Below are 22,649 nucleotides of genomic sequence, written 5' to 3'. Positions count from 1 at the left end.
ACGGCGTCGTCCGTCTCGTCGCCCACCAAGTCGACCACCTTGAGGGTCTCTTGTACACGGCGCGGGTGCGTGACGGGGTCGCCCCGATCCCAGTGGCCGAGTACCGGGGGACGGGGAGCGGTGGGCAGTACCACGCCGGCCCAGAGGGGGTGGGGGAGCGGTGATCGCTTGCCACTGAGCAGGGGAGTGTCTTGAGCGAATTCTGACAACTACTCTTCCGCTGTGAACTGGACGTCACTTCTGAGCACGATGGCCGGAGCGCTGATCGGAATCGGATCCACGATGGTCGCTGATCGGAGCCGATGGAAGAGGGACCGGCGCGATCACGAGCAGGATGTGAAGCGGCAGGTGTACGCCGAGTACATGGCGGCCCTCTCCCGCAGCCGGCGGGAGATCCGGTTCGCCGCGAGCGAACCGGGCATGGAGGTGGAGCAACGTGCGCAGCTCGCCCGCGAGTCGTTCAACGGCGGTAGCAAGTACGAGTTGCGCTACCAGATATCGGTCATCGCTCCGGAGGACGTGGTCGACGCGGCCGCGACTGCCTTCCACGCCCTTCGCGACCTCCAGGACCGAGTCACCGAAGGCCACCTCCGCGACTCGAAGCCCTACGCCCTCGCTCGGGAAGAATACGACCGGAGCTTCGCTGATCTGCGACATCGGATCCGTAGCGACATTGGCTCGGGCAACCCCCGGTCGGCGATGAGGAAGCGGCTGCCGAGCAGCCCTTCCGCCTAGTTCGCGGATAGCACAGATATCTCACACCCCGCCTGCCCGCCGACTGCGTTGTGCAGGCCCCGACCTGGCCTCCAACTGCCTCGTACGGACACCGAACGCACCCGGGCCCTGAACAGCTTCCTGCACACCTACAATCACCACCGGTGCCACACCGCACTCGGAGGCCACACTCCGATCAGCCGCGTCAACAACCCTGCGGGCCAATGCACCTTGCGGGCGGGGTGGGGGAGGGGCTCATGGCAGTGGTCTCTTTCGGGGTCAGTCCAGTCGGGGCATGGTGAGGACGATGAGTTCGACGCCGTCGGTGCCGTTGATGGTGTCTGTTTCGCCTCGGGGGCTGTAGAGGCAGGTGAGTGCTGGGTGTGGGCGGCCATCGATGTGCAGGCCGTCACTGATGCTCCAGGCGATCTGTGCGCGGTCCGCGGGGAAGGCGTAGCCGGCCCCGCCGGTGAGGCGGACGAGTGAGATGCGCAGGTCTGCACGGGGTCCGGGGTGGTCGTAGAAGCCGCCGAGGTGTTTGGTCTCGATGCCCGGCCCCGCGGGGTAGTAGGAGAACGCGGCGGGGTGGATGAGGATCGGGGCCTCGTAGCCGGCGGGCGGCACGGAGAAGTCGCCGCCGGTGCGTGCGTCGTAGATTGCCTGGACGGCGTCGCGGCGGCGGGGTGCTCCGGTGACGGGGTCGGTGTCGAGGTATTCGCCGCCGGTGAAGGTACCGTTCTCGCGCAGCCGCTGGACGGCCTGTTCGGCGTCGTCGCCGCCGTTTCGGGTGCCGCTGCCGCCGCCGCTGCCGCCGTCGGCACCGCTGCCGCCACCCCGGTGGAGGAACTCGTCGCCGAAGCCGTATTGCAGGAGCAGGGCGGTGCCCTGGTCCTTGCGCTGGGGGCCGTAGTAGGCGCCGCGGGGGAAGTAGGCGAGGTCGCCTTCGGGGATGTCCTGGCCGGGGGCGTAGTTGACGGAGCCGGTCTCGGTCCAGCGCAGCTGCTGGAAGGCGTGGTGGTGGCGGGGGCTTTCGAAGGCGAGGTCGCCGCTTTGGTACTGGCTGCGGATGAGCCGGAAGCTCAGGGTGTCCTCGGCGGTCGCGGCAAGCAGGTTCTGGCGCAGGATCGAGCCGGGGCGGGCGGCTTGGGACGGGTCCTGGGCGCGGACGGGCACGTCCGCGGAGATGACGGTCTGCATGGCGGTGGCCTCCTGTTCAGGCGTGGGGCCGGGCGCGCAGGGCGGTGAGAATGTCAGCCGTGGTGGCGGTCTCGCCGAGGCGGGGGAAGATCCGTTCGGTGCTGTGGCGGTGGGCTTCCGGGTCGCGGTCGGCCATGGCGTCGGTGGCGAGCACGACGTGGTAGCCGAGTTCGTGGGCGGATCGGGCGGTGGACTCCACGCCGATGCTGGTCGCGACTCCGGTGATCACGACCTGGGTGACGGTGAGCTGCCGCAGGCGTTCGTGGAGTTCGGTCCCGGTGAAGGCGCCCCAGCGCTGTTTGGTGATGCGGATGTCACCGGTCCTGGGGTCCAGTGCGGGGTCGAGGTCGGCCCAGTCGGCCGGGCGCGGGGCCCGCTGCGCGCCGCCGCTCTGGCGGGCGTCCGTGCGTCCGGGGGCGCCACCGTCGACGGTGACCAGGACGACCGGCAGGTCGCTTCGGCGGAACTCGGCCGCAAGGGCGACGGAGTTGTCCAGAACAGGCTTCATTGCCGGGCGTTTGGTGACCCCCTTTTGGAGGTCGACGACGATCAGCGCGCAGACGGGGTCGATGGTGCTCAACGGCATGGCTGTCTCCGTGGAGTGTCGGCCGACCGCAGGAGGTGGCTCGCGGCCGGCGGGTTCTTGAGGTGCGTCGTTCAGGAGGCGGGCGGCAGGGCGGGCGGCGGCCCGGGCGGCGGTGCGGGCGGCCGGTAGCCGGCGAGGCGTTCCATCAACTGGCCCGCAGCGCTGAGCTGCTGTTGTTCGGCCTCGTCGAGCAGGGCCTCGATCGCCTGGCCGAGCCAGGTGTCGCGTTCGCGCCTGCTGTGGGCGACCGTTTTCCGGCCGTGATCGGTCAGGGCGATGCGAACCCTGCGGCCGTCGGACGGGTCCTTGCCGCGGGTGACCATGTGCGCGGCTTCCAGCTCGCGCAGTGCCGCGGACACGTTCGGGGCGGTCATGGCCAGCCGTTCGCCGAGCTGCCTCGGCTGAGCGTCCTCCGGCGCCCGCGCGACCGCTCCGAGGACGCGCGCGGCGGTGAGCGAGAGTCCGGTGACCGGCAGGGCTTCCTCGCGCAGGCGCCGCTGCAGCAGCTTGAGCTGGGCACGCAGGAGTTCGATGTCTTCCTCCTTCATGATTGTTATGCTATATAGTTATGTCACATAAGTCAATGGCTCGTTTCGCTTCTCTCCCCGCAGCCGGCCGCCGCGTCCGCCCCCACATCGGCAGGCACCGATGACGACGGCCGCCACGCTGCGCGGGATAGGAGCCGGATGATGCCGACATGGGCTGTGCGCGGGTAATTCCACTGCCCAGCAACGGTGATCGAGTCCCATGTGGCGGTAGCCCAAGCTCGGCTCGGGCCGGGATGCCCAGTCCGCATCCCGCAGGCCGACGTTGGGGTGCGCGAGATCGATGGCTCTGGGCATTGGGTCTACGCAGGGCACTGATTCTCGAGTCACGCCAGGAGCGGAATGGGATCGATGCCGCCCTGAGTTCCGGGCAGGGGGTGGAGTCCCGCTTCACCTCGATCAGGACGTGTTCACCGAGGCGGGTCGATCCGCGGGCGCGGTCTACCGCTACTTCGCCGGCAAGGACGACACGATCCTCACTGTCAGGCCCCAGAACCTCACCGACGTGGCCGGTGCACTGCACGCCGCACTGCGCCAGGGCGACGGCGAAAGCGAGCCCGCGCGGGTGATGGCCCGGCGCCCCCGCCGAGGTGGTGTCCCAGGTGATCCCGGCGATCCTCCCCGGCTTCCTGCTCAACCTCGCGCTTCTCGGCCGGAACGGATCGGCCTCTCTTCCCGGCGTCCTCCGGACTCTGCTGCCCAACGGCCGTTGAGAGGGACGCGAGGCCGCTCCGCCAGGGATTCCAGATCCCGGTGGGCACCGGACCCGTCGGGGGGAGCCGACGCCGGCCCGGTTGCGGGCGTCCGGTAGCCGAGGCGGCCTCGGGTGGTGATGAGGAGGACGAGGGCGGCGGCCAGCGAGGCGAGGAGGAAGGCGTAGGTGGGGGCGGCCTCGGAGAGCCGCGGGAACATGTCCGACCAGGCGACGGAGAAGAAGTTGTTGACGCCGGTGTGGAGGAGCATCACCAGCGGCATGCTCTCGCCGGAGCGGTTGAACACCCAGGTCATCACAGAGCTGAAGCAGATCGTCGTGGCCATGAAGGCCGCCACCCGGGTGAGCTGTACATGCGGGCCACCGCCCCAGTCGGTGAGGAACAACGGCAGGTGCCAGGCGCCCCACAGAACGCCGACCAGGATGGTGGCGGGCAGGGGGCCGAACCGTTCCTGGGCGCGGGGCATGGCGAACTCCCGCCAGCCGGGCTCCTCGGCGAGCCCCGTGGTGATCATCTGCAGGATCAGCCCGGGCAGGTATGCCGCGAGCACGGCGGGGGGCGGCATCGAGGGTCCCCGGTCGCTCAGCGCGGTCCCGGCGACGGCCAGCCCGGTGGGCACGGCGAGGAGCACCCCGACGTACCAGCGCCAGCCGACCCGGAACCTGGTCATCCGCCGGGCCCAGGCCCGTACGCCCCGGCGCCCTTGGGTGAGCCGGGTCAGCAGGAGGGCGGAGGCGATCGGCCCGAGGTAGGCACCGGGCAGCACACCGGTGAGCTGACTGCTGCCTCCGACGGCGGGAAAGCCGAAGTGCCACACGCCGAGACCGTTGCGGGACAGCACGTACGGCGTCCACGCCGCCCAACTCAGCAGGTAGGCCAGCAGGAAGAAGCTCAGCAGGGGGCGGCGTCGGAGCCGGTCGAGAGGTCGGAGGCCGTCGCGCGGCTGATTGCGGCTCACTCAAGTGTCCCTTCACGCGTGCTGGTTGAGCGTCCAGCACACCAGGGCCGCGCGGGCGGATCATTGCCGCGTGCGCGTCGATCCGCGGTACAGCAGGCACTACCTCGACCGCGACCGAGTGTCCTCCAGGTATCTGAGGACCGCGGTCACCCGGCGGTCCACCCGGTCGGCCGGCGACAGGTCGAGCTTGGCGAAGACGCTGCGGATGTGCTTGTGGACCGCGCCCTCGGTGATGACGAGCCGCTCCGCGATCGCGCTGTTGCCCAGCCCCTCGGCCATGAGGGCGAGCACCTCCCGCTCGCGCGGGGTCAGCCGTTCCAGACGGGTGTCCCGGTGGGCGCGGGTGAAGAGCTGGACGACGACCTCGGGGTCGATCACCGTGCCGCCGGATGCCACCCGCTCGAGGGCCTCCAGGAACTCCTCGACCCGGCCCACCCGCTCCTTGAGGAGATAGCCCACGCGTCCGACGCCATCGGAGAGCAGTTCGGTCGCGAAGCTCTGCTCCACGTGTGCGGAAAGCACCAGGACCGCCAGGCCGGGGTGGCGGCGCCGGGCCTCGACTGCCGCGCGGATGCCCTCGTCGGTATGGGTGGGCGGCATCCGAACATCGAATATGGCGGTGTCCGGTCGGTACTCGTCGATGGCCTCCAGGGCCCCCTCGGGGGTGCCTGCCGTGGCCACCACCTGGATCGACTCGGCACGCAGAAGCGAGGCCAGGCCCTCGCGCAGCAGCGGGTCGTCCTCAGCGATCACGATCCGCGGGTCACGGTCCACAGGGCAGCAGCACCTCAAGGGTTGTCGGGCCGCCGGCGGGGCTGGCCACGCGAAGGGTTCCGTCGTGCGCCTCCACCCGGCGGCGAATGCCGGCGAGACCCGAGCCGCCGTCCTCGACGGCTCCGCCCCGGCCGTCGTCGGTGATGACGAGGTGGAGGTCTCCGCCGTCGACCCGCGCCGTCACGGTGGCCCGGCGGGCAGCGCTGTGCTTGGTGATGTTCGTCAGGGCCTCGGCCACCGCGAAGTACGCGGTCGCTTCGACGGAAGCGGCGCACCGGACGCGCACATCGACATCCGTCAGGCAGGGCACCGCGCAGTCGGCGGCCAGTCCGGACAGCGCCCCGGCGAGGCCCCGGGTCTCCAGCACCGGGGGCAGGATGCCGCGCACGACGCTGCGCAGGTCGGCGAGCGCGTCCTCGGTGGCGGACTGGGCCCGCAGGAGGATGTCGACCAGCTCGTCGTCCGCCGGATGCGGTCCGCGGGCCAGCCGGCGACGGGCGGTGCCGAGCAGCACGGCGACCGAGATCAACCGGTTCTGACTGCCGTCGTGCAGGGCGCGCTCGATACGGCGCAGTTCAGTGGCGTGGGCGTCCAGGGCGGCGGCACGACTGGCGGTCAGCTCGGCGATCCTGGCCGAGACGTCCGTCGTGGGATCGGCGGCGAGAAGACGGCGGGCGGGCGCCGCCTGCAGGCGCGCCAGCCTGGGGGCGAGCCCCAGGACGATGGCGATCCAGCTCACCCCGAGAAGAGCCACCGCGATCGCCTCCGGCCAGGTGCGCGCGGTGCCGAAGCCCAGGGACGTGGCCGTGCTGCCGTTCGGGAGGAGCCGCCAGTAGAGCGGGAACGCCGTGTCGCGCACCGCCAGGATCGGCAGGCAGACACCCAGCAGCGCCAGCAGCAGCCCCGCCGAGGCGTGCTGGACCAGCCAGCACAGCTCGCGCCGGGTGGTGCGGTGGAGCAGCGCCGCCGCACGAGGATGCGTGGGCGGCGGGTCCGGAGCGACGATGTCGCGGCCCCGGCGGGCGAGTCGGCGGCGTTCGCGCCCGGCAAGGGCGTGCAGGGCACTCAGCGCGGGGGGCACCAGCAGCAGACCGACCCCGGCCAGCGACAGAACGGCCGTGCAGAGCAGCAGCAGGAAGAGCGCGAGTGCCGGAAGCGCGGTGCCGAGTCCGCCCGCCAGTTCGCCGATCGCGTGCCAGGCGGCCCTGAGCGCCGCGGTGGCGGCTTCCTTCGACTCCGGTACGCCGGTGGCCCGCTGCGACGTCCCGCTGCTCATCCTTCTCACCCCCATCGATGGCGCGCGGACCCCGCTGGGGCCCGCGGAACGAGAAGCGTAGCGGTACAGCCTGCTGTACCTCCGGTCGGGCAGCCCGCGGGATCTTCCGGGGCGGGGCTGCTCGGTACCGTTCATCTCGGCTTCAACCACCGAACGAGCAAAGGACGTTGCCATGGCGAACCTCGTGTCCCCGCACCCGTCCGGGAACGGCCGGAGTGTCTTCCACTCCCTGCTGTGGGCGATCGTGGGCACCAGCACGGCCGTCAACCTCGCGGCCTCCTTCGGCGGCCCGCACACCGGCATCCATCTGTGCTGCGGCATAGTGACAGCGCTCAGCGCCGGCACCCTGGCCGTGCGCGCACTGCGACGGCGGCAGCAGCGCTGAGACCCGACAGGGCGGGGTTCGAAGGGAGCAGCACTCCGGCCCTCCACCACACTCGACCCTGGCGCTACCGGGCCGGCTCGTCGGCCCCGCACGGGCTGGGGCCGATGTCGCGCACCGCACTGCGGGAGGGCGTGGAGCCACGGCCCTCGAAGGTACGGGAGAACAGCGGCTCGTCCCATACCCGATTGGCCATGGCCGCGAGGTGGATCCCCTCCCGGATGATCTCCGCTTCGCTTATCCCCCTCCGCCGGGCAGCCTCCTTGATGATCTCCAGATCCTCCGGGTCGGCGTAGACATTGGTGCGCTTCATGAACATGTACCAAGGGTGGCGTACGAGTGCCTCCCGGCGCTGAGCCGACGCCTTGACGGTCTCCGGCTGGCTAGCCGACCACGGCATCACCCGCACTGAATCAAGCTCCCGGCTGTACGCCCAGGCCGCCTGGAACAGCTGCCGGGTGTACCAGAGAGGTCCGCCCGCGGGACGAAGCGGCGGGGACACGCAGCAGCCCGTACTAGCTGGGCAGGGGCTTCTCGTGGTCAGAGGTGGTCGGCGTCGAGGACTCCCTGGGCGAAGACCGTGGGGGCTTCCTGGGGGAGGTTGTGACCGATGTCCGCGATCGTGCGGTGCTCGTACGCGCCGGTGAAGTGGTCGCGGTAGCCGGCGCCGTCGCCCGGTGGGGTGAACGGGTCCAGGGCCGGGTCGAGGGTGACGGTGGGGACGCCGATGGAGGGCTGCGCCGCGAGCAGCGTCTCGTAGCGGTCGTAGCGGGGCTCGCCCTTGATGAGACCGATGCGCCACCGGTAGTTGTACAGCACGATGGCGGCGTAGTCGGGGTTGAGGAAGGCCTGGGCCGTGCGCTCGTACGTGGCGTCGTCGAAGTTCCAGTTGGGGGAGACGAGGGTCCAGACGTAGCGACACAGCGCGAGGCGGTCGTCGGTGTTCTCAAGGGCCTCCTTGCCGCGCTCGGTGGCGAAGTACCACTGGTACCACCAGTTGTGCTCGACTGCCGCGGGGGCGGGCGAGAGCTGCGCTTCGCGGTCGGTGATGAGGTAACCGCTGGTGGACACAAGAGCCTTGACCCGCTCGGGCCACAGCGCGGCGATGATGTCGGCGGTGCGCGAACCCCAGTCGAAGCCGGCGAGGACCGCCCTGCGGATCGTCAGGGCGTCCATGAACGCGATGATGTCCAGCGCGATGGCCGACTGCTCGGCGGTACGGGGCGTGCGCCGGGACAGGAAACGGGTGCTGCCGTGGCCGCGCAGGTAGGGCACGAGCACGCGGTAGCCCTGGTCGGCGAGGAGCGGGGCGACGTCGACGTAGCTGTGGATGTCGAACGGCCAGCCGTGCAGGCAGATGACGACCGGGCCGTCGGCGGGACCGAGTTCGGCGTAGCCGACGTTCAGCAGCCCGGCGTCGACCTGCTTGATCGTAGGGAACCCGGTATCCCTACCAGGGGTGTTGGTGGGCAGTGAAGCGGCGCCGGGCTGCCGCTCCGCGGCGGTCGCTGCGGAGGCGTTGGCCCCCAGGCCGGGCAGGGAGACCGCGGCCGCGCCGATGCCGAGGCCGACGGCCTTGCTGAAGGTGCGCCTGTTGATCATGTGAAGCCTTCCGTTGGGTGTTTCCGAGGACCGCCCGCAGACTCGCGGACTCAGCCGGCCAGCAAGGCGGTGGTCAGCTCCCACAGACGGGCGGCCTTGTCCGGGTCGACGGCGTGCGCGGCGACGCCGCGGCGTACCCCGGGCCGGTGGGGGGCGGCCTCCTGGCAGTCCTCGAAGTAACGGCCGGTGACGCCTTCGACGAGCGGTGAGGCGGCGAGGAGCACACTGGTGGAGGCCCCCTGCTCTACGGTCTTCCAGGAGACGTCGCTGCTGTTCGGCTCGAAGGTCGTGGGCGCGGTCTCCACGCCCCCGTCCATGTGGCGGCTGAGTCCGGTGCCGGTGATCCGCCCCGGGTTGAGTGCGTTGACGGCGATGTGGTCGGGCGCCCAGCGCCGGGCCGCCTCCACGGCGAACAGGATGTTGGCCGTCTTGGACTGGCTGTAGGCGGCCCACGGGTCGTAGGGGTGCCGCTCGAAGTGGGGATCGTCGAACAGCACCTCCCCGTTGACGTGTCCGACCGAGCTGACCACCACCACGCGGGCGTCGCCGGACGAGGCCAGGGCCTTGTGGAGGCCGGTGGTCAGGGCGAAGTGTCCGAGGTGGTTGGTGGCGAACTGCAGCTCCCAGCCCTCGGAGGTGCGCAGTTCGGGCGTGGCCATGACCCCTGCGTTGTTCACGAGGATGTGCAGGGGCCCCGCCCAGGCCGCGACGAAATCCGCGACCGAGGCACGCTCGGCGAGGTTCAGCGTGACGACGTGCAGCCGCGTGCTTCCGGTGGTGTTCGCGATGTTCTGGGCGGCCGCCTTGCCGGCCTCGGCGTCGCGCACAGCGAGGGTGACCTCGGCGCCGGCCGCCGCCAGCGCCCGGGCGGTCTCCACGCCGATCCCGGAGGAGGCCCCCGTGACGATCGCCCGGCGGCCTGTCAGATCCACTCCTTCGATCACCTCCAGGGCGGCCGAGGAGGCCCCGAAGGGCGTGTGGATGAGTCCATCGGTGGTCATGTTCGTCCCTGTCTTCCTTGCCGGGCCGATCCCCGGGCATTCGCAGGATCGGGGAATTCGGGAGTTTCGGGTGGGGCGGTCATGGGGTTGCCGCCGTCGTCGCTTGAATGAATCGGCTGCCCGAAGCCCCGCGACGACTCGGCTGCTGAGGGGGATGCGCGAATCGCCCCGGTGCTTCGTCAGGCGGATACCAGCCGTCGACCAGCCGTCGACCACCGGTGGACCATCCGTCGACCACACGTCGATCGCGTCGGCCCCGACACCGGTGCTGCGCCGCAGCAGCTGGCGGTACGGGGCATCTGTCAGACCCCCCGTCAGTCGCGATCAGCCCAGGTGGGAGACCTGGTAGTGGGCAATGAGCCAGTCCGTGGCCGTACGGCGGAGCAGTACGGAGAGCTTGACGTGGAGGGTTGGACGGTCGGTGAAGGAGAAGTCGACGTCGAGGTAGCCGAGGAGGACGCCGTCCGCGATCTCGCGGGTCTCCAGGATCGTGTAGTCGGCCCGCAGCCCCAGCGGCTGGGAGTCGTAGTACGCGGCCACCGCCTCGCGTCCGACCCCGTAGGGGTGCAGTCCCTGGAAGATGGCGTCCTCGGTGAAGCAGCTCGCGACCCGCTCGGGCTCATGGGCGTCGACGGCGGCCTTCCATCGGTCCACGACCTCGCGGATGACGTGCTCGTGTTCGATCTGGGTGGGCATGATCACATCGCCTCTCTTGTGCGGCCGCAGCGTCAGTCGTGCGCCGGCCGCGGGTCGTTGGGGTGTTCGCTGAGCGGGGTGACCTCGGTGGTCAGCCGGGGCGCCAGGGGGAGGTCGCCGAGGATTCCCCGTATCTCCTCGGCATCCGCAGCGCGCCACAGGCCGAGCGCCCGATCGCCGTCCGGCAGGCGCCACAGCCGGACCAGATGCCCGGCCGCGGCGAGTTCTCGGGCGCGGACCGCCTCCGCGGCGGTGGCCTCCTGCAATGCCGACTCGGCGGAGGGGCCCTGGGCAGGAGCCGGGTCCTTCGGCGCGAAGACGACGAAGAACTCGGCCGAGCCCTTGAGCCGCGGCCCGGCGGCCGGACGGGCCGGCCCGGTCGGCCCGGCCGGACCCGGGTCGTTCGGGTGCGGCGTCAGCGCCGTCACCTCGTCCCGCCGCCACACCCGCAGTGGCATGGCGGCCAGTGTCTCCTCCAGCCGCTCGGCGTCCGGAGCGGAGAACAGGCCGAGACTGCGCCACTCGCCGGGGCCGAGCGGCGGCCGCCACAGCCGCAGCAGTTCGTTCTCCTGTGCGAGCCGGCGGGAGTTCGCCGCCTCGCGGGCGCGGACGTCCTCGACCTCCTGCTCCGTGGTCCCCGCCGGGACGGTGGTGACCATGGTGACCAGATACTCCATCTCACTCACTCCTTGTCGATGAGGGGTTCTCAGGCCGTCGTGTCCAGGACGACGCGGAACCGGGCCTTCCCCGAGAGCATCCGCTCGTACCCGTCCACGGCCTGCTCAAAGGGCATGATCTCCAGGCTGGGCCGGATGTTCTGCGCGAGGGCGAAGGCGAGGTTGTCCTCGTTCTCGATGGACGACCCGGTCAGCGAGCCGGCGACGGAGCGGGTGCCGAAGATCAGATCGGGAGTGGCCACGGTCAGCGGGTCCGGCGCTGCGCCGACCACGACCAGCTCGCCCAGCGGAGCCAGTCCCCGGATCAGCGGGTTCATCGAGGCCCCACTGGAGGCCGTCGCGACGATGACGGAGGCTCCACCCAGCTCGTGCAGTGCCTCTCCGGGGTCGGTCGCCGTGCTGTCGATGTACTCGTGGGCACCGAGCTGATGGGCCAGCGCGGCCTTCTCCTGTCCGCGCGCGATGGCCACCACTCGATGGCCGAGGGCGCGCGCGTACTGCACCGCCAGATGCCCCAGCCCGCCGATGCCCTGCACGGCGACGAGGGACCCGGCCCGGGCACGGTCGCGCTGCAGCGCCTTGAAGGTGGTCAGCCCCGCGCACAGCAGCGGGGCCGCGTCCAGCGGGCCCAGGCCGTCGGGGATGCGGACGAGTCCGCTCGCCCGGGCGTAGGCCACCTCCGCGTAACCGCCATCGGTGGTCGTCCCGGTCTGCTCCTGGCGGAGGCAGTTGACGAAGTTGCCTCGACGGCAGGGCTCGCACTCTCCGCAGTGGCCGTTGAGGAAGCCGACCCCGACGCGATCACCGGGGCGCCAGGCGGTGACGCCGGTCCCGACGGCGTCGATGACGCCCACGATCTCGTGTCCCGGCACGATCGGCCGTGACGGGTCGGAACGCAGCCCCTCCACCGCCAGTACGTCGGTGTGGCAGATGCCGCAGGCCTGGACGCGCAGCCTGACCTGCCCCGGCGCGGGGGCGGTGAGCTCGCGTTCGACCGGGCGCAGCTGATGGACGCCGGTGGCCTCGAAGGCTCGGTAGGTGGTGCTGGACATGGGCCGCTTCCTCCTGGGCAGGGCACGGTGGCTCCGGTCTAGAATATGACCGGTCGACTTAGAGTACTCTAGTCCAGGCGCCGCCCGGCGCGGGCAGGCCGCCGACGAATCGACGAACGACGAATCGGTGACGACGAATCGGCGACCGGCCGACCAAGCCGTATCGACCTTGAGGTGAGACAGCATGGGACGTCCGTCCAAGCGCGAGGAGATCGCCCAGGCCGCGCTGCGGGAGTTCCACGCGCGGGGTTACAACGCGACCGGCATCCAGGACATAGCCCAGGCGGCGAACGTCCCCAAGGGGTCGTTCTACAACCACTTCTCCAGCAAGGACGAGGGGGCGCTGGAGGCGCTGAGCCGATATGCCGCCACCCTGCGGTTCGACATCCTCACCGCGACGGAGCGGCCTCCCTTGGAGCGGCTCCGGGCGCACTTCGACCATCTAGGCCGGGACACCGTCGACAACGGTTTCGTGCGCGGATGCCTCGCCGGCAACCTCGGGGCGGAGGTCGCGGACCACAACGAGTCGATCCGCGCCGCCGTCCAGCGCGGTTTCGACCGGTGGGCCTCGCTCATCGAGCAGGTGCTGGTGGAGGCGCAGGAGGCCGGCCACCTCGACCCGGCCCTCGACGTCGCCGACGCCGCGCGGTTCATTCTGAGCGCGTGGGAGGGAACGCTGATTACCGCGCGGACCGGGAAGTCCGCGGCGCCGGTGGACGCGTTCTTCCGGATGGTCTTCGAGGTCCTCCTGCGGTAGGTAGCGCCTGGCGGGGGCCACGGTCGGCTGAGCAGCAGGTTTGTGTTTAGTAGACCGGTCGTCTACATTTGAAATCCGGTCGGCCCACCCACACCCACCTCGGGCACCGTCGGCCACCCACACCCATCGTTCCCCCCAGTTACGACAACACGACAAGCGGAGCATCGCGATGACCACCCCCGTCAAGCTCGCCATCGTCTACTACTCGTCCACCGGCACCATCGCCGAGATCGCCGACGCCCTCCACGAGGCAGGCGTCAAGGCCGGAGCCGAGGTCCGGCTGCTCAAGGTCGCCGAACTCGCCCCGCAGTCCGCCATCGACTCCAATCCCGCATGGGCGGCCCACCACGTAGCCAGTGCCGACATCCCCGAGGCCACTCCCGCGGACATCGAGTGGGCCGACGCCGTCATCTTCGGTACGCCCACCCGGTTCGGCAATGTGTCCTCCCAGCTCAAGCAGTTCATCGACACCCTCGGCGGGCTCTGGGCCGAAGGCAAGCTGACCGACAAGGTCTACAGCGGCTTCGTCTCCACCGCCACGGCGCACGCAGGACACGAGTCGACCCTGCTGGCCCTCTACAACTCCATCCACCACTTCGGCGGGATCATCGCCTCTCCGGGCTTCACCGACCCGGCCAAGTTCGTCGACGGCAACCCGTACGGCACCTCGCACGCCGACGGGCAGGGCACCAAGCCGGTGGACGAGGTGGCCCGCACCGCCGCCCGGATACAGGCCGAGCGCGTCATCAGGATCGCCGCCGCACTCAAGGCCGCTGCCTGACCCCGCCCGGCATCGCGGGAGCCCGGCTCGCGGGGTGCGCGGCGCGGCGCGGCGCCCAGAACGGTGACCGCGCACCCCTGCCGCGACAGCTCCGTGGTCGTCAACTCGTCCTCCTGGAACCGCTGGAGCCGCTGGGAAGAGTGCCAACGCGCGCGTGCGAGGACGGGTATCCATGGGCCGCGGGTCAAGGTCCGACCGATCTCGGTCGGCGCGTGGGCGAGCCCGGGTCAGACCTGGGCGGAGGCCTGAGCGCCCAGCAGTGCCAGGCAGTTGGCCCAGAGGGGATCCAGGGAGGAGCTGTCGTTGTAGAGCTTGGCGAAGAGCACCTGGCCCTCCAGCTGGGCGACGATCGACCGGGCGGCGGCCCTGTCGTCCGCCACTGTGACCTCCCCGCGCGCCCTGGCCTCCTCGATGACCGCGGCGACCATCTCCGCCTGGGCCTGGAAGATCTCCTGGAGCCGGGTGCGGACCGCCTCGGTCTGGTTGCTCAGCTCCAGCGAGAGGTTGCCGAACAGGCAGCCGGAGATCGTCCCGCAGCTGTCCTGGCCGGCCTGGAGGGCGGCCTGGGTGGCCTCGAAGAGCCGGCGCAGCCGCGGCAGCGGCGGTCCGTCGGCGGTCAGGATCCGGGACCAGACGCGCTGCTCCGCGGACCAGTGATCGTCGATCACCGCCAGGGCCAGGGCCTCCTTCGACTCGAAGAAGTAGTAGAAACTGCCCTTGGGCACGCCCGCTGCCTTGCAGATCTCGGCCACGCCCAGCGCCGAGTAGCCGCGCCGCTCGATCAGATCGTGCGCCGCGGTGAGGATCTTCTCCCTGGCATCGCTTGTCCGGCCCATAGGGACAAGTATACGACCGATCGACTACTCGAAGTGGCGACTGCCGGCACCCACCTCTCGACCCTGACCGACCGGAAGCGAATCACGTCACGGGGACGGTGCATCGGCTTCGTCCTCCAAGCCTTCCACCTGTTCGACGCGCTCTCCTGCCGTTCAAGCCACGCCGCGTTGCTTCCCCACCGCCCTTCCGGCTGGAGGAACCGTCGTGGGAAGACCGTTCGTTGGCCGGTCATGCCGTCGCAGCGACATCGCCCACTCACCTACGCGGCCGTCATCGCGGCCTCCCCGGTGCTGCTGCTCGCCGGCGATCCATTGGAGCGAGCCGCTCTGCACCGCGCTCGCACGAGGGCGGCATCGCATCCCGCTGATGGCTCCGGCGGCTCGGGCCGGGTGCCTAACGGTCCTCTGAGCGCTCACGCGTTCTTCTTCAATCCGCTGGCGATCGCGCTGACCGCGCCAAGCCGCTGGATGTGCGACCGTCTGCGGCGACGATCTTGACGCCGAGCTGCCGCCGGTTCCCCACCGCTCCGCGCAGAGGGCGGGATCGGCAGCGAGGATGGAAGCAGCTTCCATCAGGTGACCTCCGGAACCGACGGCGGGTGAGGCCGATGACCGTGTCCTGCGTCTCCCATGGTGATCGCGGTGACAGCGCCCTGCGGATCACCATCAGCCTCACCCCGGTTGAAGCCGCCACCGTCGGGGACGACGCCAAGCTCATGGTGGAGATCATCGACAGTTGCCTATGGGCCATGGGCATGCTCCGCAGCGGTGTGAACTCCCGTGACGCGGGAAGCCCTGCGCCCGTCGCCGGCGACTGGACGGCCGCCCTGAGGGGCGTGGATCGGCTACCGCGCCGCGTTCGCGCGATCCGTGACGCCGTAACCCGGACCTACGCTGCGACAGGCGGCACGACGCGGAGACTGGCCGACGCCCTGGGCATCAGTGGGTCGGCCGCGCGCCATCGCCGCGCACGAATCGCCATGCGCGCGCCGGATACCTGGGAAGAGTGGGCCACCGCAGGTCGGAACAGCCTTTGAGGGACCGTCGCGCCATCCCTGGCGTATTGATCGGCAAGAGACCGTGCGGCTCCCGATCTCGTGTCCTGGTAGATCTCGCGCGTGCTGCCGAACGATCACAAGGGCCGGCTGCCCGCAATGCGAGCTGTCACGCCCGGCTCAGCAACAGTCCCACTCACCGTGCGCGGTTCCTGTCACCGCCGGTACTGCTCTGCCACTGCTTCGAAGGCGGCCTTGGGTTCCCATTCCATGTCGGGGTAGGTCTGCCCCCGGCGTCCTTCGAGGAGTTTGACGATGCCCAGGCCGGCCCGGTCCAGGTCGTCCCGGGGGTCGCCGTCCGGGCGGTGCGGGTAGCCGGGCAAGGCGAACAGGAAGACGAACGCGCTGTCCACCCCCTCGGTGTCGAAGATCTCCAGGAGTTCGCTCAGATATGCGGCCTGGCCGGCCTCGTCGCGCTCGTATATGCCGTTCAGGCGTACCGGGGCATTGGTCAGCGGGTCGTGCTCGACCACCTCCAGCATGCGCCCACCGCGGTCTCCCGCGCCGCGGTAGGCCGCGGTGCCGAACCCGGTGATGGCGAGCGGCTTCGGGCCTTGGGCCAGGGTGCGCACCGCGTCCCGGAACCGGTCGGCGACCTCCGCGGAGCGGATCAGTTCGAACGTCACGATGTCGAAGGGGGTCCAGTCGACCTGCTCGAACTGGATGGATGCGTAGGTGAGCTGGCCCCGGAAGCGCTCGCGGACCGTGGCCGCGGCGTCGCGGAGGAACGCGTTGACGCGCACCCCGAGCTCGCGCATCGCTGCGCCCCGTTGCTCGGGCTGGCCCATCAGCTGCTCGACCCGTTCCTCGGGGCTCTCTCCGGGCAGAAACCCGCGGTTCATCACGCTCAGTTCGACTCCTGCCACGAACACGACCGCGGCCCCCTGTTGCCGGAGCCGTTCCGCTCGCTCAGCGCAGTCGCGGAAGAGGGTGAGGATCTGCTCCGGCTCCAGCTCCAGCGGATAGGGCGAGAACCAGACCTCCAGGCCGAGCTCGGCGGCGGCGCCGGCCGCCAGCTCCAGCCGGTCCGGGTCACCGCCGATGATCTGGACCGCATTGCAGTGCAGGTCGTCGCGGATGATCGCGAGCTCACGCCGGACCAGTGCGGGGTCGAGGTGCTCGCGGGACGTCCGGCCGTGGACGACGAATCCGGTGTCGTAGGTCATTCCTCTTGCTCGCATGGTGACGTCCCCTCTGTCGGTCTCGGTGGGGTCGAGGCTGGCAGGAAAAATGCGTGCGCGCAAGTTTGCGTGCACGCAGTCCTGTGTGGAACGCTGAGTGCCGTGACGACACCACCACCAGGACTGCGGGAGCGGAAGAAGCGGGCCACCCGCGAGGCGCTACGCGAGGCGGCCCTGCGCCTGGCGGTGGAGCGCGGACCGGACCAGGTACGGGTCGAGGACATCGCCGAGGCGGCCGGGGTCTCGCCGCGCACCTACAACAACTACTTCGCCAGCCGCGAGCAGGCGATCGTCTCCGCTGTCACCGCGGACCGGGAGGCGCGGATCGCGGCGGCAGTCACGGCTCGGCCCGCAGGTGTGCGCCTGGCCGACGCCGTCACCGACGCGGTGGTCGAGCAGTACACGAACACCGGAGAACGCGAACAGCAGGCGCTGCTGCTGATCACCACCCGGACCGCGCTGCGCGACGCCTTCCTCGACGCCACCGCCGACATCGAGCCCTCGCTCACGGCGGTGATCGCCGAACGTCTGGGTGACACCGGGGCGCACACGGCCCGCGTTCTCGCGGCAAGCGTGGCCGCTGCGGTGCGCATCGCGCTGGAAGGCTGGCTCCGGCCGGCCGGGAGCGCAGGGGCCGCCGAGGATTTCGGCGCCGGAGGACTCATCGTGCCCTCCGGCTTACTGCCTGACCAGCTCCGCGCGGCCCTGGCCCCGCTCGCGCCCGCGTTCGACGCCGCCGAGCAACGCACCCGGCCGTGAAGCCGACCCCCGCTGGGCAGCCGCTGGATAAACACTGGCTCCGGAGCATGCCGGTGCACCCGCCGCCATCGTGCCCGTCGGCCGAGGCACCATAGGTGACGCCACGTCAGATCGCGCTCTACGACCGGAGTCCTAGGCCGGTACCGCCGTCTGAGCGGGGCCACACGGCCCCTGCCGCGACGGCGCCCGACCGTCAAAGATCGATCCGACAACTGAGAAGCTCGCCGGCGATCAAGTCCCGCTCGACCTCCAAGCCGAATCTCTTGTGAGCGAAGCGCAACATCTCACGGGCGGTCATATAGCCCAGGCCGGGAGAGGTGCTGTTCGAGTAGTCAATTATTTCGGACAGCAAGCCCCCCTCGGGCGGTGCGGCCAGAGCCGACAGCATTGAAACATCGACGTCCAGCAATACCTGTTGATCGACCGCGTGAACCATACGGGAGATGGCGTTCTCAAGTCTGGATAGCGCTACTATCTTGATGCCTTTCGAAATCTTCCCCGCGATGGAGAGGCTCAGGGATCCGTAGTTTTCAAGGGCGAAGGACCACTCATGGCTCTCGCCAAAACGCAGTACGGGGCCAGAATCGAGGTCTTCTTGTTCCCAGTCGTCCGCGTCGTCAAGCCCCGCCATGCGCGCTGATGCAGGGTCCCCGCCCATGCGGGTCAGGAGGTCTTCCTGGGTGGTCCCCTTTGCAAAAGTGATTCCGAACCCGGTTGGATAGAAGTCCATCAGGCAGTCCAGGTTCCCATTACTCAATTCATCGCTCCCAGGCTCCGGGATTATCTGCAGTCGTCTGCCGTGACTATAGCGCTGTCGGCCCCGATCTTTCCGACACGTGGGCTGGGCAATGACTGATCGGGTTCGCCCTTTTTGTTGGTAACTGTCATGCTGCGGGACTTGATCGAGTGAAGTCGGCGCCGTTCGCCTGACGATTGGCTGTCGACATCGCTAGCCGTGGGGGGTGAGGTACGTGTAGGGCGGCAGGCTGACCGACGCCGAGAGGACCACGCTGGAGCGGTTGCGGCTCCAGGCCGTGGAGCGCTTCGAGGGCGTGCGGACGAACGCGAAGATCAGCGCGGCCCTGCGGATCAGCGTGCGGTCGGTCGAGCGGCGGCGCCGTGCTCACCACCCGCAACGTCGACCGCCGATCCGCCCACGCCGTGAACGGCTGGCTGCTCGCCCAGGAGCGCATCGGAGGCGTGGCGATCCCCGCCGTCACCGCCGACAACCTGCGCGCCGCCCGCTGCGTCCAGGACCGCTTCGCCGCACTCGAACTGAACCTCGCCGACGCGGTCAACGTGGTCCTCGCCGAACGCTACGAGACCGAAGCCGTCCTCGCCCTGGACCGCAGGGACTTCCGCGCCGTCACACCGCTGACCGGACACCGCGCCTTCCGGTTGCTGCCGGATGACCTGTAGCCGATCGTCAACAGAACCATGATCTGCGACGCCCATGTCGCCGATCAGCCTGCATGGTCGTATGCGACGGACTGAAGGGCCTGCCCGGCGCGAGCAACGAAGAACGAACCACGAACCACGAACCACGAACAACTACTCGCCGAAGACCTCCGCCGCGATGCCATAGCCTTCGAACGCGCGCGCAGCGCCCGCGTAAGCGCTGATCTGGATGAACGTCTCGACGATTTCCTCCTTCGTGACGCCGTTGTTCAGGGCGATGCGGAGTTGCCCTCGCAGGGGCTCGTGCACTCCCAGCACGGCCGCGATGGTGACCGAGATGAGTGCGCGGGTGCGGGTGTCGAGGTGTTCGGTGCGTGGCCATGCCGCACCGAATGCCTGCATGGTGGCGATGCGCTTGAAGTCCGCGGCGTTCGGCGGCTCGGCGTCCGTCGTGCCGAGCACGCGCTCAAGGCGGAAGCCGAGCAGGCGTTCGGCTTCGTCGAGCGCGGCGACATACTGGGGGTCGTTCTGTTCGGTGTCCATCGGTCTCTCCCCATCGAGCAGGTCTGGTCGGGCCAAATCTGGCATAAAGCCTTGCGTACCGCCGACGAGGCCCGCGCGGATGGCGTCGCTCTGCGCGGCAGCGAGGATTCGGCCGCGTCGGTCTCGATCCCGTTCCGTTCCGGGGGAGCTGCGTGATGTCCGACGACCGCAGACTGCGTCCCCGTCAGACGGGGGACGGCACGGGCACCAGGACGCGCTCGACCTGCCGGGCCAATGCCAGGAGCTCCCGATCGTGGTTCCGGGGCCCATCGAGTTCGATTCCGATCGGCAGGCCGGCCCGGGTCAGTCCGGCGGGCAGGCTGATTCCGGGGAGACCGGCGCCGCTGGCTGGAACGGTGTTCTTCGCGAGGAACAGGTGCTCCACCTTCTGGCCCGCGACGGTGAACTCCCACTGGTCGGCGATCCGTGGGGCCGGCGCGGGCGTCGTCGGGAAGATCAGCGCGTCGATGCCGTCGCGTGCGAAGACCTGGGCGAAGCGGCGTTGCAGCGCCGGGCGGTCGGTGCCGAGGGTGGTCGCGTAATCCTCGTCGGAGAGGTAGCCAGGGCTGCCGGGGACCACGACCGCACTCCACACCTCCTGCAGTTGTGGCTTGAGCCGGCGATGGACGTCGTCGGCGGACACCGGATAGTCGTTCTCCCGGAGGAACGCGGAAACGGCTCGGTAGGTGTCGCGAAGGAAGAGGTTCCAGGCGGTGCGATCCGCCAGTGCGGTGAAGTCGTCGCCGAGGTCGATTTCGACCACTTCGGCGCCTGCTTCCCGCAAGCGGGCCACTGTTTCGTGGAACCGTCGCTCGACCTCCGGATCCACGAGGGCGAGGTAGTGCTTGGGGGCGTAGGCGAACCGTGCTCCCCTCAGGTCCTTCCGCGTCGCCGGCTGATCAGCGACTCCACCGGTCACGATGGCGTCGATGAGGAGTGCGTCTTCGACGTGGCGGGCGAGGAGGCCCGTCGTGTCGAGGGTGTGGGAGATCGGCGCGACGCCGCCGCGCGGCCATCTGCCCGTCGTCGGCTTGTATCCGACGACGCCGTTGAGGGCCGCCGGGATCCGGATGGAACCCACGGTGTCACCGCCGAAGGACGCCGGGACGATCCGCGCAGCCACAGAGGCGGCCGAACCACTGGAGGATCCGCCGGAAAGACGGTCGTGGCTGTAGGGGTTCAGTACCTGCCCGTACTCGGCATTGTGGCCTGTGACGCCATAGGACATCTCGACGAGGTTGTTCTTGCCGAACACGGTCGCGCCTGCGCCCTTGATGATCGTGACGATCTCGGCGTCGGTGGTGGGGACGAAGTCTCTGAGTGAGCCGAGCCCGAGGGACGTCGGCAGGTCCTGGGTCTGGTAGCTGTCCTTGACGCCCAATGGGACTCCGAGCAGGGGAGCGGTTGCTCCCGCCGCCCGCGCCTTGTCCGCAGCGCGGGCGGCAGCGAGTACCGACGACTCGTCGACGGTGATGAACGAGTGGATCCCGGACTGCGTGCGTGCCTGGTCGAGGAGCGCGGAAGCGTACGACTCCGCGGTGATGTCACCGCGGCGGATCGCCGCGGCCGCGGCCGCCACGCCGAGCTCGGTCAGCTGCGAGTCGCCACTGCCTTCGGTGGACGAGCGGTCGGTGGGTGTCATGGGCGTACTCATGGGCGTACTCCGTTCGTGAACAGGCTGTCGGAGACCGGCACGTCGAGGACCTGGAGCAGGTGGAGGACCTTGCGGTCCAGCTCTTCCCCGACAGCGGTGATGGCGGGGTTGTGGAAGGTGGAGAAGTGGGTGCTGGGCTGGTCGATCGAGAACCAGACGGTTCCCTCCGTGTCCCGGTGGATCGCCGTTCGCAGGGGCGCGTACAGCATCACCGCGGGGTCGTGGCGATACATCCTCTCCGCGATGGTGTGGTTGCCCATGAGGTAGGAGGCGCAGTCGCCGCCGTCCCCGGCCAGCTGCATCGTGGCGCCGACGTCGGTGCTCCAGAACCGCATGAAGCCGTGCGGAGCGTTCTCGGCTGCAGCCCTGAGCACCGTGTCCCAGTCGGCGTGCTCGGCGCGCAGTCGGTTCAGCCGCGGCAGGTCCAGAACGGGGACCGTTGCTTCGTACCGACTCCGGAAGTCCTCGAACGAGCTGCCCGTGTCGATCGACCAGCGGACGGTTTGGTGGGGTACGGAGAGGGCGATGGGGTCAGACATGGCCTGCTTGCTCCTTGGGACTACTACGGTCGCTGACCGCCGATCTAGTAAAGCGATCACTGTACTTTGAGCGTAGCGCGGGGCGACCGCAAAGTACAGCGAGCGCTATACTTGGGGGATGGCCACGACACCAGAGACCGTGCCGAAGAAGCGAGGTGGGCGCGGTGCGCGAGAGCGCATCCTGAAGGCGACCGTCGAGCTCTTCGCCCGCGACGGCATCCATGCGACCGGCGTCGCGAAGGTCACCGAGGTCGCACAGGTCTCCATGCGCACCCTTTACCAGCACTTCCCGAGCAAGGAGGCCCTCGTCGGCGCCTATCTGGCGCGCTTGGAGTCCGATCCGAACGGGCCGGCCGAGATCGAGACCGTCCTCACGCGGGGCGACCTCGACCCGCGCGACCGCCTGATCGCGCTCTTCGCCGAACCTGCCGAACCCGCCGAACCCGCCGAATCCGGCGCACCCGCCGGAGACGCTGCGGCGGGGTCAGTGGTGAGAGGGTGCCCGTTCCACAACACGGCGGTCGAGGCGGCGGGGGCCATGCCGGACGCCGCCGCCTTCGTCGAGCGCCACAAGCGGGAGCTGACGGCGAACCTCATCGCCACGGCGGAGGCCGCCGGCGCCGATGACCCCGAGCGCCTCGGCCGCCGGCTCGCCGTCCTCTTCGAAGGCGCGCGCGCCCTCGCCACATCTCTCAACGACCCGTATCCGTTCGAGGACGCCCGCCACCTCGCAGTGACACTGATCGACGACGCGATCGGCGCGGGGGCCAGTGGCTGACAGCCGAGCATTGCTCGTCCCCGTGCGGTAAGCGAGGCCCCGTGGGGCGTCATCGCTCGGCCGCCCCCGGCGCTTCGCGATATGCCCACGGACGATCTCGCCGAACTGCGGCGGCTCCTGGGCCGACTCAGCCCACCCGACCAGCCCGGCACAGGTCGTCAGCAGACAGGGACTTGAGAGCGCGGAACGTCGGCT

Annotated in this window: 26 protein-coding genes and 1 pseudogene; 9 read left to right on the top strand and 18 right to left on the bottom strand. The window is 69.8% G+C overall.

Features of this window, described 5'->3' with window-relative positions:
• Positions 1 to 222 precede the first annotated feature (222 nt).
• Together BS73_RS11110 and BS73_RS41105 are read left to right on the top strand one after the other, a co-directional pair.
• A complete protein-coding gene (locus tag BS73_RS11110) occupies positions 223 to 735 on the top strand; it encodes a hypothetical protein (RefSeq protein ID WP_037571475.1) in 513 nt (170 codons plus the stop codon).
• Between the two features lie 84 nt (positions 736 to 819).
• Positions 820 to 939: pseudogene (locus BS73_RS41105) on the top strand (IS481 family transposase); the annotation flags it as partial.
• A gap of 54 nt (positions 940 to 993) precedes the next feature.
• Here the strand turns inward: BS73_RS41105 and BS73_RS37255 are convergent.
• The 6 genes from BS73_RS37255 to BS73_RS11080 form a co-directional block, all read right to left on the bottom strand.
• Positions 994 to 1,911, bottom strand: coding sequence for a hypothetical protein (locus tag BS73_RS37255; protein ID WP_037571473.1), 918 nt, complete (start codon positions 1,909 to 1,911; stop codon positions 994 to 996).
• A gap of 16 nt (positions 1,912 to 1,927) precedes the next feature.
• Positions 1,928 to 2,497, bottom strand: coding sequence for a cysteine hydrolase family protein (locus tag BS73_RS11100; RefSeq protein WP_037571471.1), 570 nt, complete (start codon positions 2,495 to 2,497; stop codon positions 1,928 to 1,930).
• A gap of 71 nt (positions 2,498 to 2,568) precedes the next feature.
• Positions 2,569 to 3,045 (bottom strand): MarR family winged helix-turn-helix transcriptional regulator, encoded by a 477-nt coding sequence (locus tag BS73_RS11095; RefSeq protein WP_051939807.1) that lies wholly within the window; start codon positions 3,043 to 3,045, stop codon positions 2,569 to 2,571.
• Positions 3,046 to 3,675: 630 nt separating this feature from the next.
• Complete coding sequence (locus BS73_RS11090) at positions 3,676 to 4,713, bottom strand: CPBP family intramembrane glutamic endopeptidase (protein ID WP_084703963.1); 1,038 nt, start codon at positions 4,711 to 4,713, stop codon at positions 3,676 to 3,678.
• A 99-nt stretch (positions 4,714 to 4,812) separates the two neighbouring features.
• Positions 4,813 to 5,487, bottom strand: coding sequence for a response regulator transcription factor (locus BS73_RS11085; protein WP_037571470.1), 675 nt, complete (start codon positions 5,485 to 5,487; stop codon positions 4,813 to 4,815).
• Positions 5,477 to 6,763, bottom strand: a complete 1,287-nt coding sequence (locus tag BS73_RS11080) for a sensor histidine kinase (RefSeq protein WP_051939806.1) — start codon at positions 6,761 to 6,763, stop codon at positions 5,477 to 5,479. The genes BS73_RS11085 and BS73_RS11080 overlap by 11 nt, the downstream gene beginning before the upstream one ends.
• A 172-nt stretch (positions 6,764 to 6,935) precedes the next feature.
• Between BS73_RS11080 and BS73_RS11075 the strand changes: the two genes are divergently transcribed.
• Positions 6,936 to 7,148, top strand: a complete 213-nt coding sequence (locus BS73_RS11075) for a hypothetical protein (RefSeq protein ID WP_037571468.1) — start codon at positions 6,936 to 6,938, stop codon at positions 7,146 to 7,148.
• Positions 7,149 to 7,212: 64 nt separating this feature from the next.
• On the opposite strand, the gene BS73_RS11070 is transcribed toward BS73_RS11075, so the two are convergent.
• The 6 genes from BS73_RS11070 to BS73_RS11045 all read right to left on the bottom strand — a co-directional run bounded on the left by BS73_RS11070 (position 7,213) and on the right by BS73_RS11045 (position 12,173).
• Complete coding sequence (locus BS73_RS11070) at positions 7,213 to 7,464, bottom strand: ribbon-helix-helix domain-containing protein (protein WP_051941380.1); 252 nt, start codon at positions 7,462 to 7,464, stop codon at positions 7,213 to 7,215.
• Between the two features lie 221 nt (positions 7,465 to 7,685).
• Positions 7,686 to 8,747 (bottom strand): alpha/beta fold hydrolase, encoded by a 1,062-nt coding sequence (locus tag BS73_RS11065; protein ID WP_037571466.1) that lies wholly within the window; start codon positions 8,745 to 8,747, stop codon positions 7,686 to 7,688.
• A 50-nt stretch (positions 8,748 to 8,797) separates the two neighbouring features.
• Positions 8,798 to 9,748 carry an SDR family NAD(P)-dependent oxidoreductase gene (locus BS73_RS11060; protein WP_037571464.1) on the bottom strand — a complete coding sequence of 317 codons (951 nt, stop codon included), beginning with the start codon at positions 9,746 to 9,748 and terminating at the stop codon, positions 8,798 to 8,800.
• Positions 9,749 to 10,072: 324 nt separating this feature from the next.
• Positions 10,073 to 10,444: a YybH family protein gene (locus BS73_RS11055; RefSeq protein WP_037579085.1), complete on the bottom strand. Its 372-nt coding sequence runs from the start codon at positions 10,442 to 10,444 to the stop codon at positions 10,073 to 10,075.
• Positions 10,445 to 10,476: 32 nt separating this feature from the next.
• Complete coding sequence (locus BS73_RS40670; protein WP_037571463.1) at positions 10,477 to 11,121, bottom strand: muconolactone Delta-isomerase family protein; 645 nt, start codon at positions 11,119 to 11,121, stop codon at positions 10,477 to 10,479.
• Positions 11,122 to 11,150: 29 nt separating this feature from the next.
• Complete coding sequence (locus BS73_RS11045; protein ID WP_037571461.1) at positions 11,151 to 12,173, bottom strand: alcohol dehydrogenase catalytic domain-containing protein; 1,023 nt, start codon at positions 12,171 to 12,173, stop codon at positions 11,151 to 11,153.
• Between the two features lie 184 nt (positions 12,174 to 12,357).
• Here BS73_RS11045 and BS73_RS11040 point away from each other — a divergent pair, with 184 nt between their 5' ends.
• Both BS73_RS11040 and wrbA read left to right on the top strand, forming a co-directional pair.
• A complete protein-coding gene (locus tag BS73_RS11040; RefSeq protein WP_037571459.1) occupies positions 12,358 to 12,930 on the top strand; it encodes a TetR/AcrR family transcriptional regulator in 573 nt (190 codons plus the stop codon).
• A 169-nt stretch (positions 12,931 to 13,099) separates the two neighbouring features.
• A complete protein-coding gene (gene wrbA / locus BS73_RS11035; protein WP_037571458.1) occupies positions 13,100 to 13,711 on the top strand; it encodes an NAD(P)H:quinone oxidoreductase in 612 nt (203 codons plus the stop codon).
• Between the two features lie 227 nt (positions 13,712 to 13,938).
• Here wrbA and BS73_RS11030 read toward each other — a convergent pair whose 3' ends face one another.
• On the bottom strand, positions 13,939 to 14,547 hold the full coding sequence (locus tag BS73_RS11030; RefSeq protein WP_037571457.1) for a TetR/AcrR family transcriptional regulator: 609 nt from the start codon (positions 14,545 to 14,547) through the stop codon (positions 13,939 to 13,941).
• Between the two features lie 608 nt (positions 14,548 to 15,155).
• Here BS73_RS11030 and BS73_RS11025 point away from each other — a divergent pair.
• Positions 15,156 to 15,584 (top strand): hypothetical protein, encoded by a 429-nt coding sequence (locus BS73_RS11025; RefSeq protein ID WP_037579082.1) that lies wholly within the window; start codon positions 15,156 to 15,158, stop codon positions 15,582 to 15,584.
• 173 nt (positions 15,585 to 15,757) lie between these two features.
• Here the strand turns inward: BS73_RS11025 and BS73_RS11020 are convergent, their stop codons facing one another.
• Positions 15,758 to 16,768, bottom strand: a complete 1,011-nt coding sequence (locus BS73_RS11020) for a hypothetical protein (protein ID WP_037571456.1) — start codon at positions 16,766 to 16,768, stop codon at positions 15,758 to 15,760.
• Positions 16,769 to 16,885: 117 nt separating this feature from the next.
• Between BS73_RS11020 and BS73_RS11015 the strand changes: the two genes are divergently transcribed.
• Positions 16,886 to 17,542 carry a TetR/AcrR family transcriptional regulator gene (locus BS73_RS11015; protein ID WP_037571455.1) on the top strand — a complete coding sequence of 219 codons (657 nt, stop codon included), beginning with the start codon at positions 16,886 to 16,888 and terminating at the stop codon, positions 17,540 to 17,542.
• A 193-nt stretch (positions 17,543 to 17,735) separates the two neighbouring features.
• Here the strand turns inward: BS73_RS11015 and BS73_RS11010 are convergent, their stop codons facing one another.
• A complete protein-coding gene (locus tag BS73_RS11010) occupies positions 17,736 to 18,272 on the bottom strand; it encodes a hypothetical protein (protein ID WP_037571454.1) in 537 nt (178 codons plus the stop codon).
• 389 nt (positions 18,273 to 18,661) lie between these two features.
• Here BS73_RS11010 and BS73_RS11005 point away from each other — a divergent pair, with 389 nt between their 5' ends.
• A complete protein-coding gene (locus BS73_RS11005; RefSeq protein WP_407674995.1) occupies positions 18,662 to 18,961 on the top strand; it encodes a PIN domain-containing protein in 300 nt (99 codons plus the stop codon).
• A gap of 132 nt (positions 18,962 to 19,093) precedes the next feature.
• On the opposite strand, the gene BS73_RS11000 is transcribed toward BS73_RS11005, so the two are convergent.
• From BS73_RS11000 to BS73_RS10990, 3 genes are all read right to left on the bottom strand, one after another.
• Entirely contained in the window at positions 19,094 to 19,483 is a 390-nt protein-coding gene (locus BS73_RS11000; RefSeq protein ID WP_037571452.1) for a carboxymuconolactone decarboxylase family protein, read from the bottom strand.
• Between the two features lie 184 nt (positions 19,484 to 19,667).
• On the bottom strand, positions 19,668 to 21,125 hold the full coding sequence (locus BS73_RS10995; RefSeq protein WP_037579078.1) for an amidase family protein: 1,458 nt from the start codon (positions 21,123 to 21,125) through the stop codon (positions 19,668 to 19,670).
• Between the two features lie 8 nt (positions 21,126 to 21,133).
• A complete protein-coding gene (locus BS73_RS10990) occupies positions 21,134 to 21,676 on the bottom strand; it encodes a DUF302 domain-containing protein (protein WP_037571450.1) in 543 nt (180 codons plus the stop codon).
• 139 nt (positions 21,677 to 21,815) lie between these two features.
• Here BS73_RS10990 and BS73_RS10985 point away from each other — a divergent pair, with 139 nt between their 5' ends.
• On the top strand, positions 21,816 to 22,454 hold the full coding sequence (locus BS73_RS10985) for a TetR/AcrR family transcriptional regulator (RefSeq protein ID WP_235215369.1): 639 nt from the start codon (positions 21,816 to 21,818) through the stop codon (positions 22,452 to 22,454).
• Positions 22,455 to 22,649 lie beyond the last annotated feature (195 nt).

It is taken from the genome of Phaeacidiphilus oryzae TH49 (assembly GCF_000744815.1).
Taxonomy (GTDB): Bacteria; Actinomycetota; Actinomycetes; order Streptomycetales; family Streptomycetaceae; genus Phaeacidiphilus; species Phaeacidiphilus oryzae.
The sequence above is the reverse complement of the archived record's forward strand: the minus strand, read 5'-3'. Positions and strand labels throughout refer to the sequence as shown.

Excerpts from the sequence above, each read along its gene's own strand:
- BS73_RS11010 (WP_037571454.1), bottom strand. The coding sequence starts at position 18,272 with ATGGACTTCTATCCAACCGGGTTCGGAATCACTTTTGCAAAGGGGACC.
- BS73_RS11020 (WP_037571456.1), bottom strand. The coding sequence starts at position 16,768 with ATGACCTACGACACCGGATTCGTCGTCCACGGCCGGACGTCCCGCGAG.
- BS73_RS11080 (WP_051939806.1), bottom strand. The coding sequence starts at position 6,763 with ATGAGCAGCGGGACGTCGCAGCGGGCCACCGGCGTACCGGAGTCGAAG.
- BS73_RS37255 (WP_037571473.1), bottom strand. The coding sequence starts at position 1,911 with ATGCAGACCGTCATCTCCGCGGACGTGCCCGTCCGCGCCCAGGACCCG.
- BS73_RS11065 (WP_037571466.1), bottom strand. The coding sequence starts at position 8,747 with ATGATCAACAGGCGCACCTTCAGCAAGGCCGTCGGCCTCGGCATCGGC.
- BS73_RS11060 (WP_037571464.1), bottom strand. The coding sequence starts at position 9,748 with ATGACCACCGATGGACTCATCCACACGCCCTTCGGGGCCTCCTCGGCC.
- BS73_RS11030 (WP_037571457.1), bottom strand. The coding sequence starts at position 14,547 with ATGGGCCGGACAAGCGATGCCAGGGAGAAGATCCTCACCGCGGCGCAC.
- BS73_RS10990 (WP_037571450.1), bottom strand. The coding sequence starts at position 21,676 with ATGTCTGACCCCATCGCCCTCTCCGTACCCCACCAAACCGTCCGCTGG.
- BS73_RS11100 (WP_037571471.1), bottom strand. The coding sequence starts at position 2,497 with ATGCCGTTGAGCACCATCGACCCCGTCTGCGCGCTGATCGTCGTCGAC.
- BS73_RS11045 (WP_037571461.1), bottom strand. The coding sequence starts at position 12,173 with ATGTCCAGCACCACCTACCGAGCCTTCGAGGCCACCGGCGTCCATCAG.
- BS73_RS11075 (WP_037571468.1), top strand. The coding sequence starts at position 6,936 with ATGGCGAACCTCGTGTCCCCGCACCCGTCCGGGAACGGCCGGAGTGTC.
- BS73_RS11025 (WP_037579082.1), top strand. The coding sequence starts at position 15,156 with ATGACCGTGTCCTGCGTCTCCCATGGTGATCGCGGTGACAGCGCCCTG.
- wrbA (WP_037571458.1), top strand. The coding sequence starts at position 13,100 with ATGACCACCCCCGTCAAGCTCGCCATCGTCTACTACTCGTCCACCGGC.
- BS73_RS11000 (WP_037571452.1), bottom strand. The coding sequence starts at position 19,483 with ATGGACACCGAACAGAACGACCCCCAGTATGTCGCCGCGCTCGACGAA.
- BS73_RS11055 (WP_037579085.1), bottom strand. The coding sequence starts at position 10,444 with ATGCCCACCCAGATCGAACACGAGCACGTCATCCGCGAGGTCGTGGAC.
- BS73_RS40670 (WP_037571463.1), bottom strand. The coding sequence starts at position 11,121 with ATGGAGTATCTGGTCACCATGGTCACCACCGTCCCGGCGGGGACCACG.
- BS73_RS10995 (WP_037579078.1), bottom strand. The coding sequence starts at position 21,125 with ATGACACCCACCGACCGCTCGTCCACCGAAGGCAGTGGCGACTCGCAG.
- BS73_RS11070 (WP_051941380.1), bottom strand. The coding sequence starts at position 7,464 with ATGTTCATGAAGCGCACCAATGTCTACGCCGACCCGGAGGATCTGGAG.
- BS73_RS11095 (WP_051939807.1), bottom strand. The coding sequence starts at position 3,045 with ATGAAGGAGGAAGACATCGAACTCCTGCGTGCCCAGCTCAAGCTGCTG.
- BS73_RS11040 (WP_037571459.1), top strand. The coding sequence starts at position 12,358 with ATGGGACGTCCGTCCAAGCGCGAGGAGATCGCCCAGGCCGCGCTGCGG.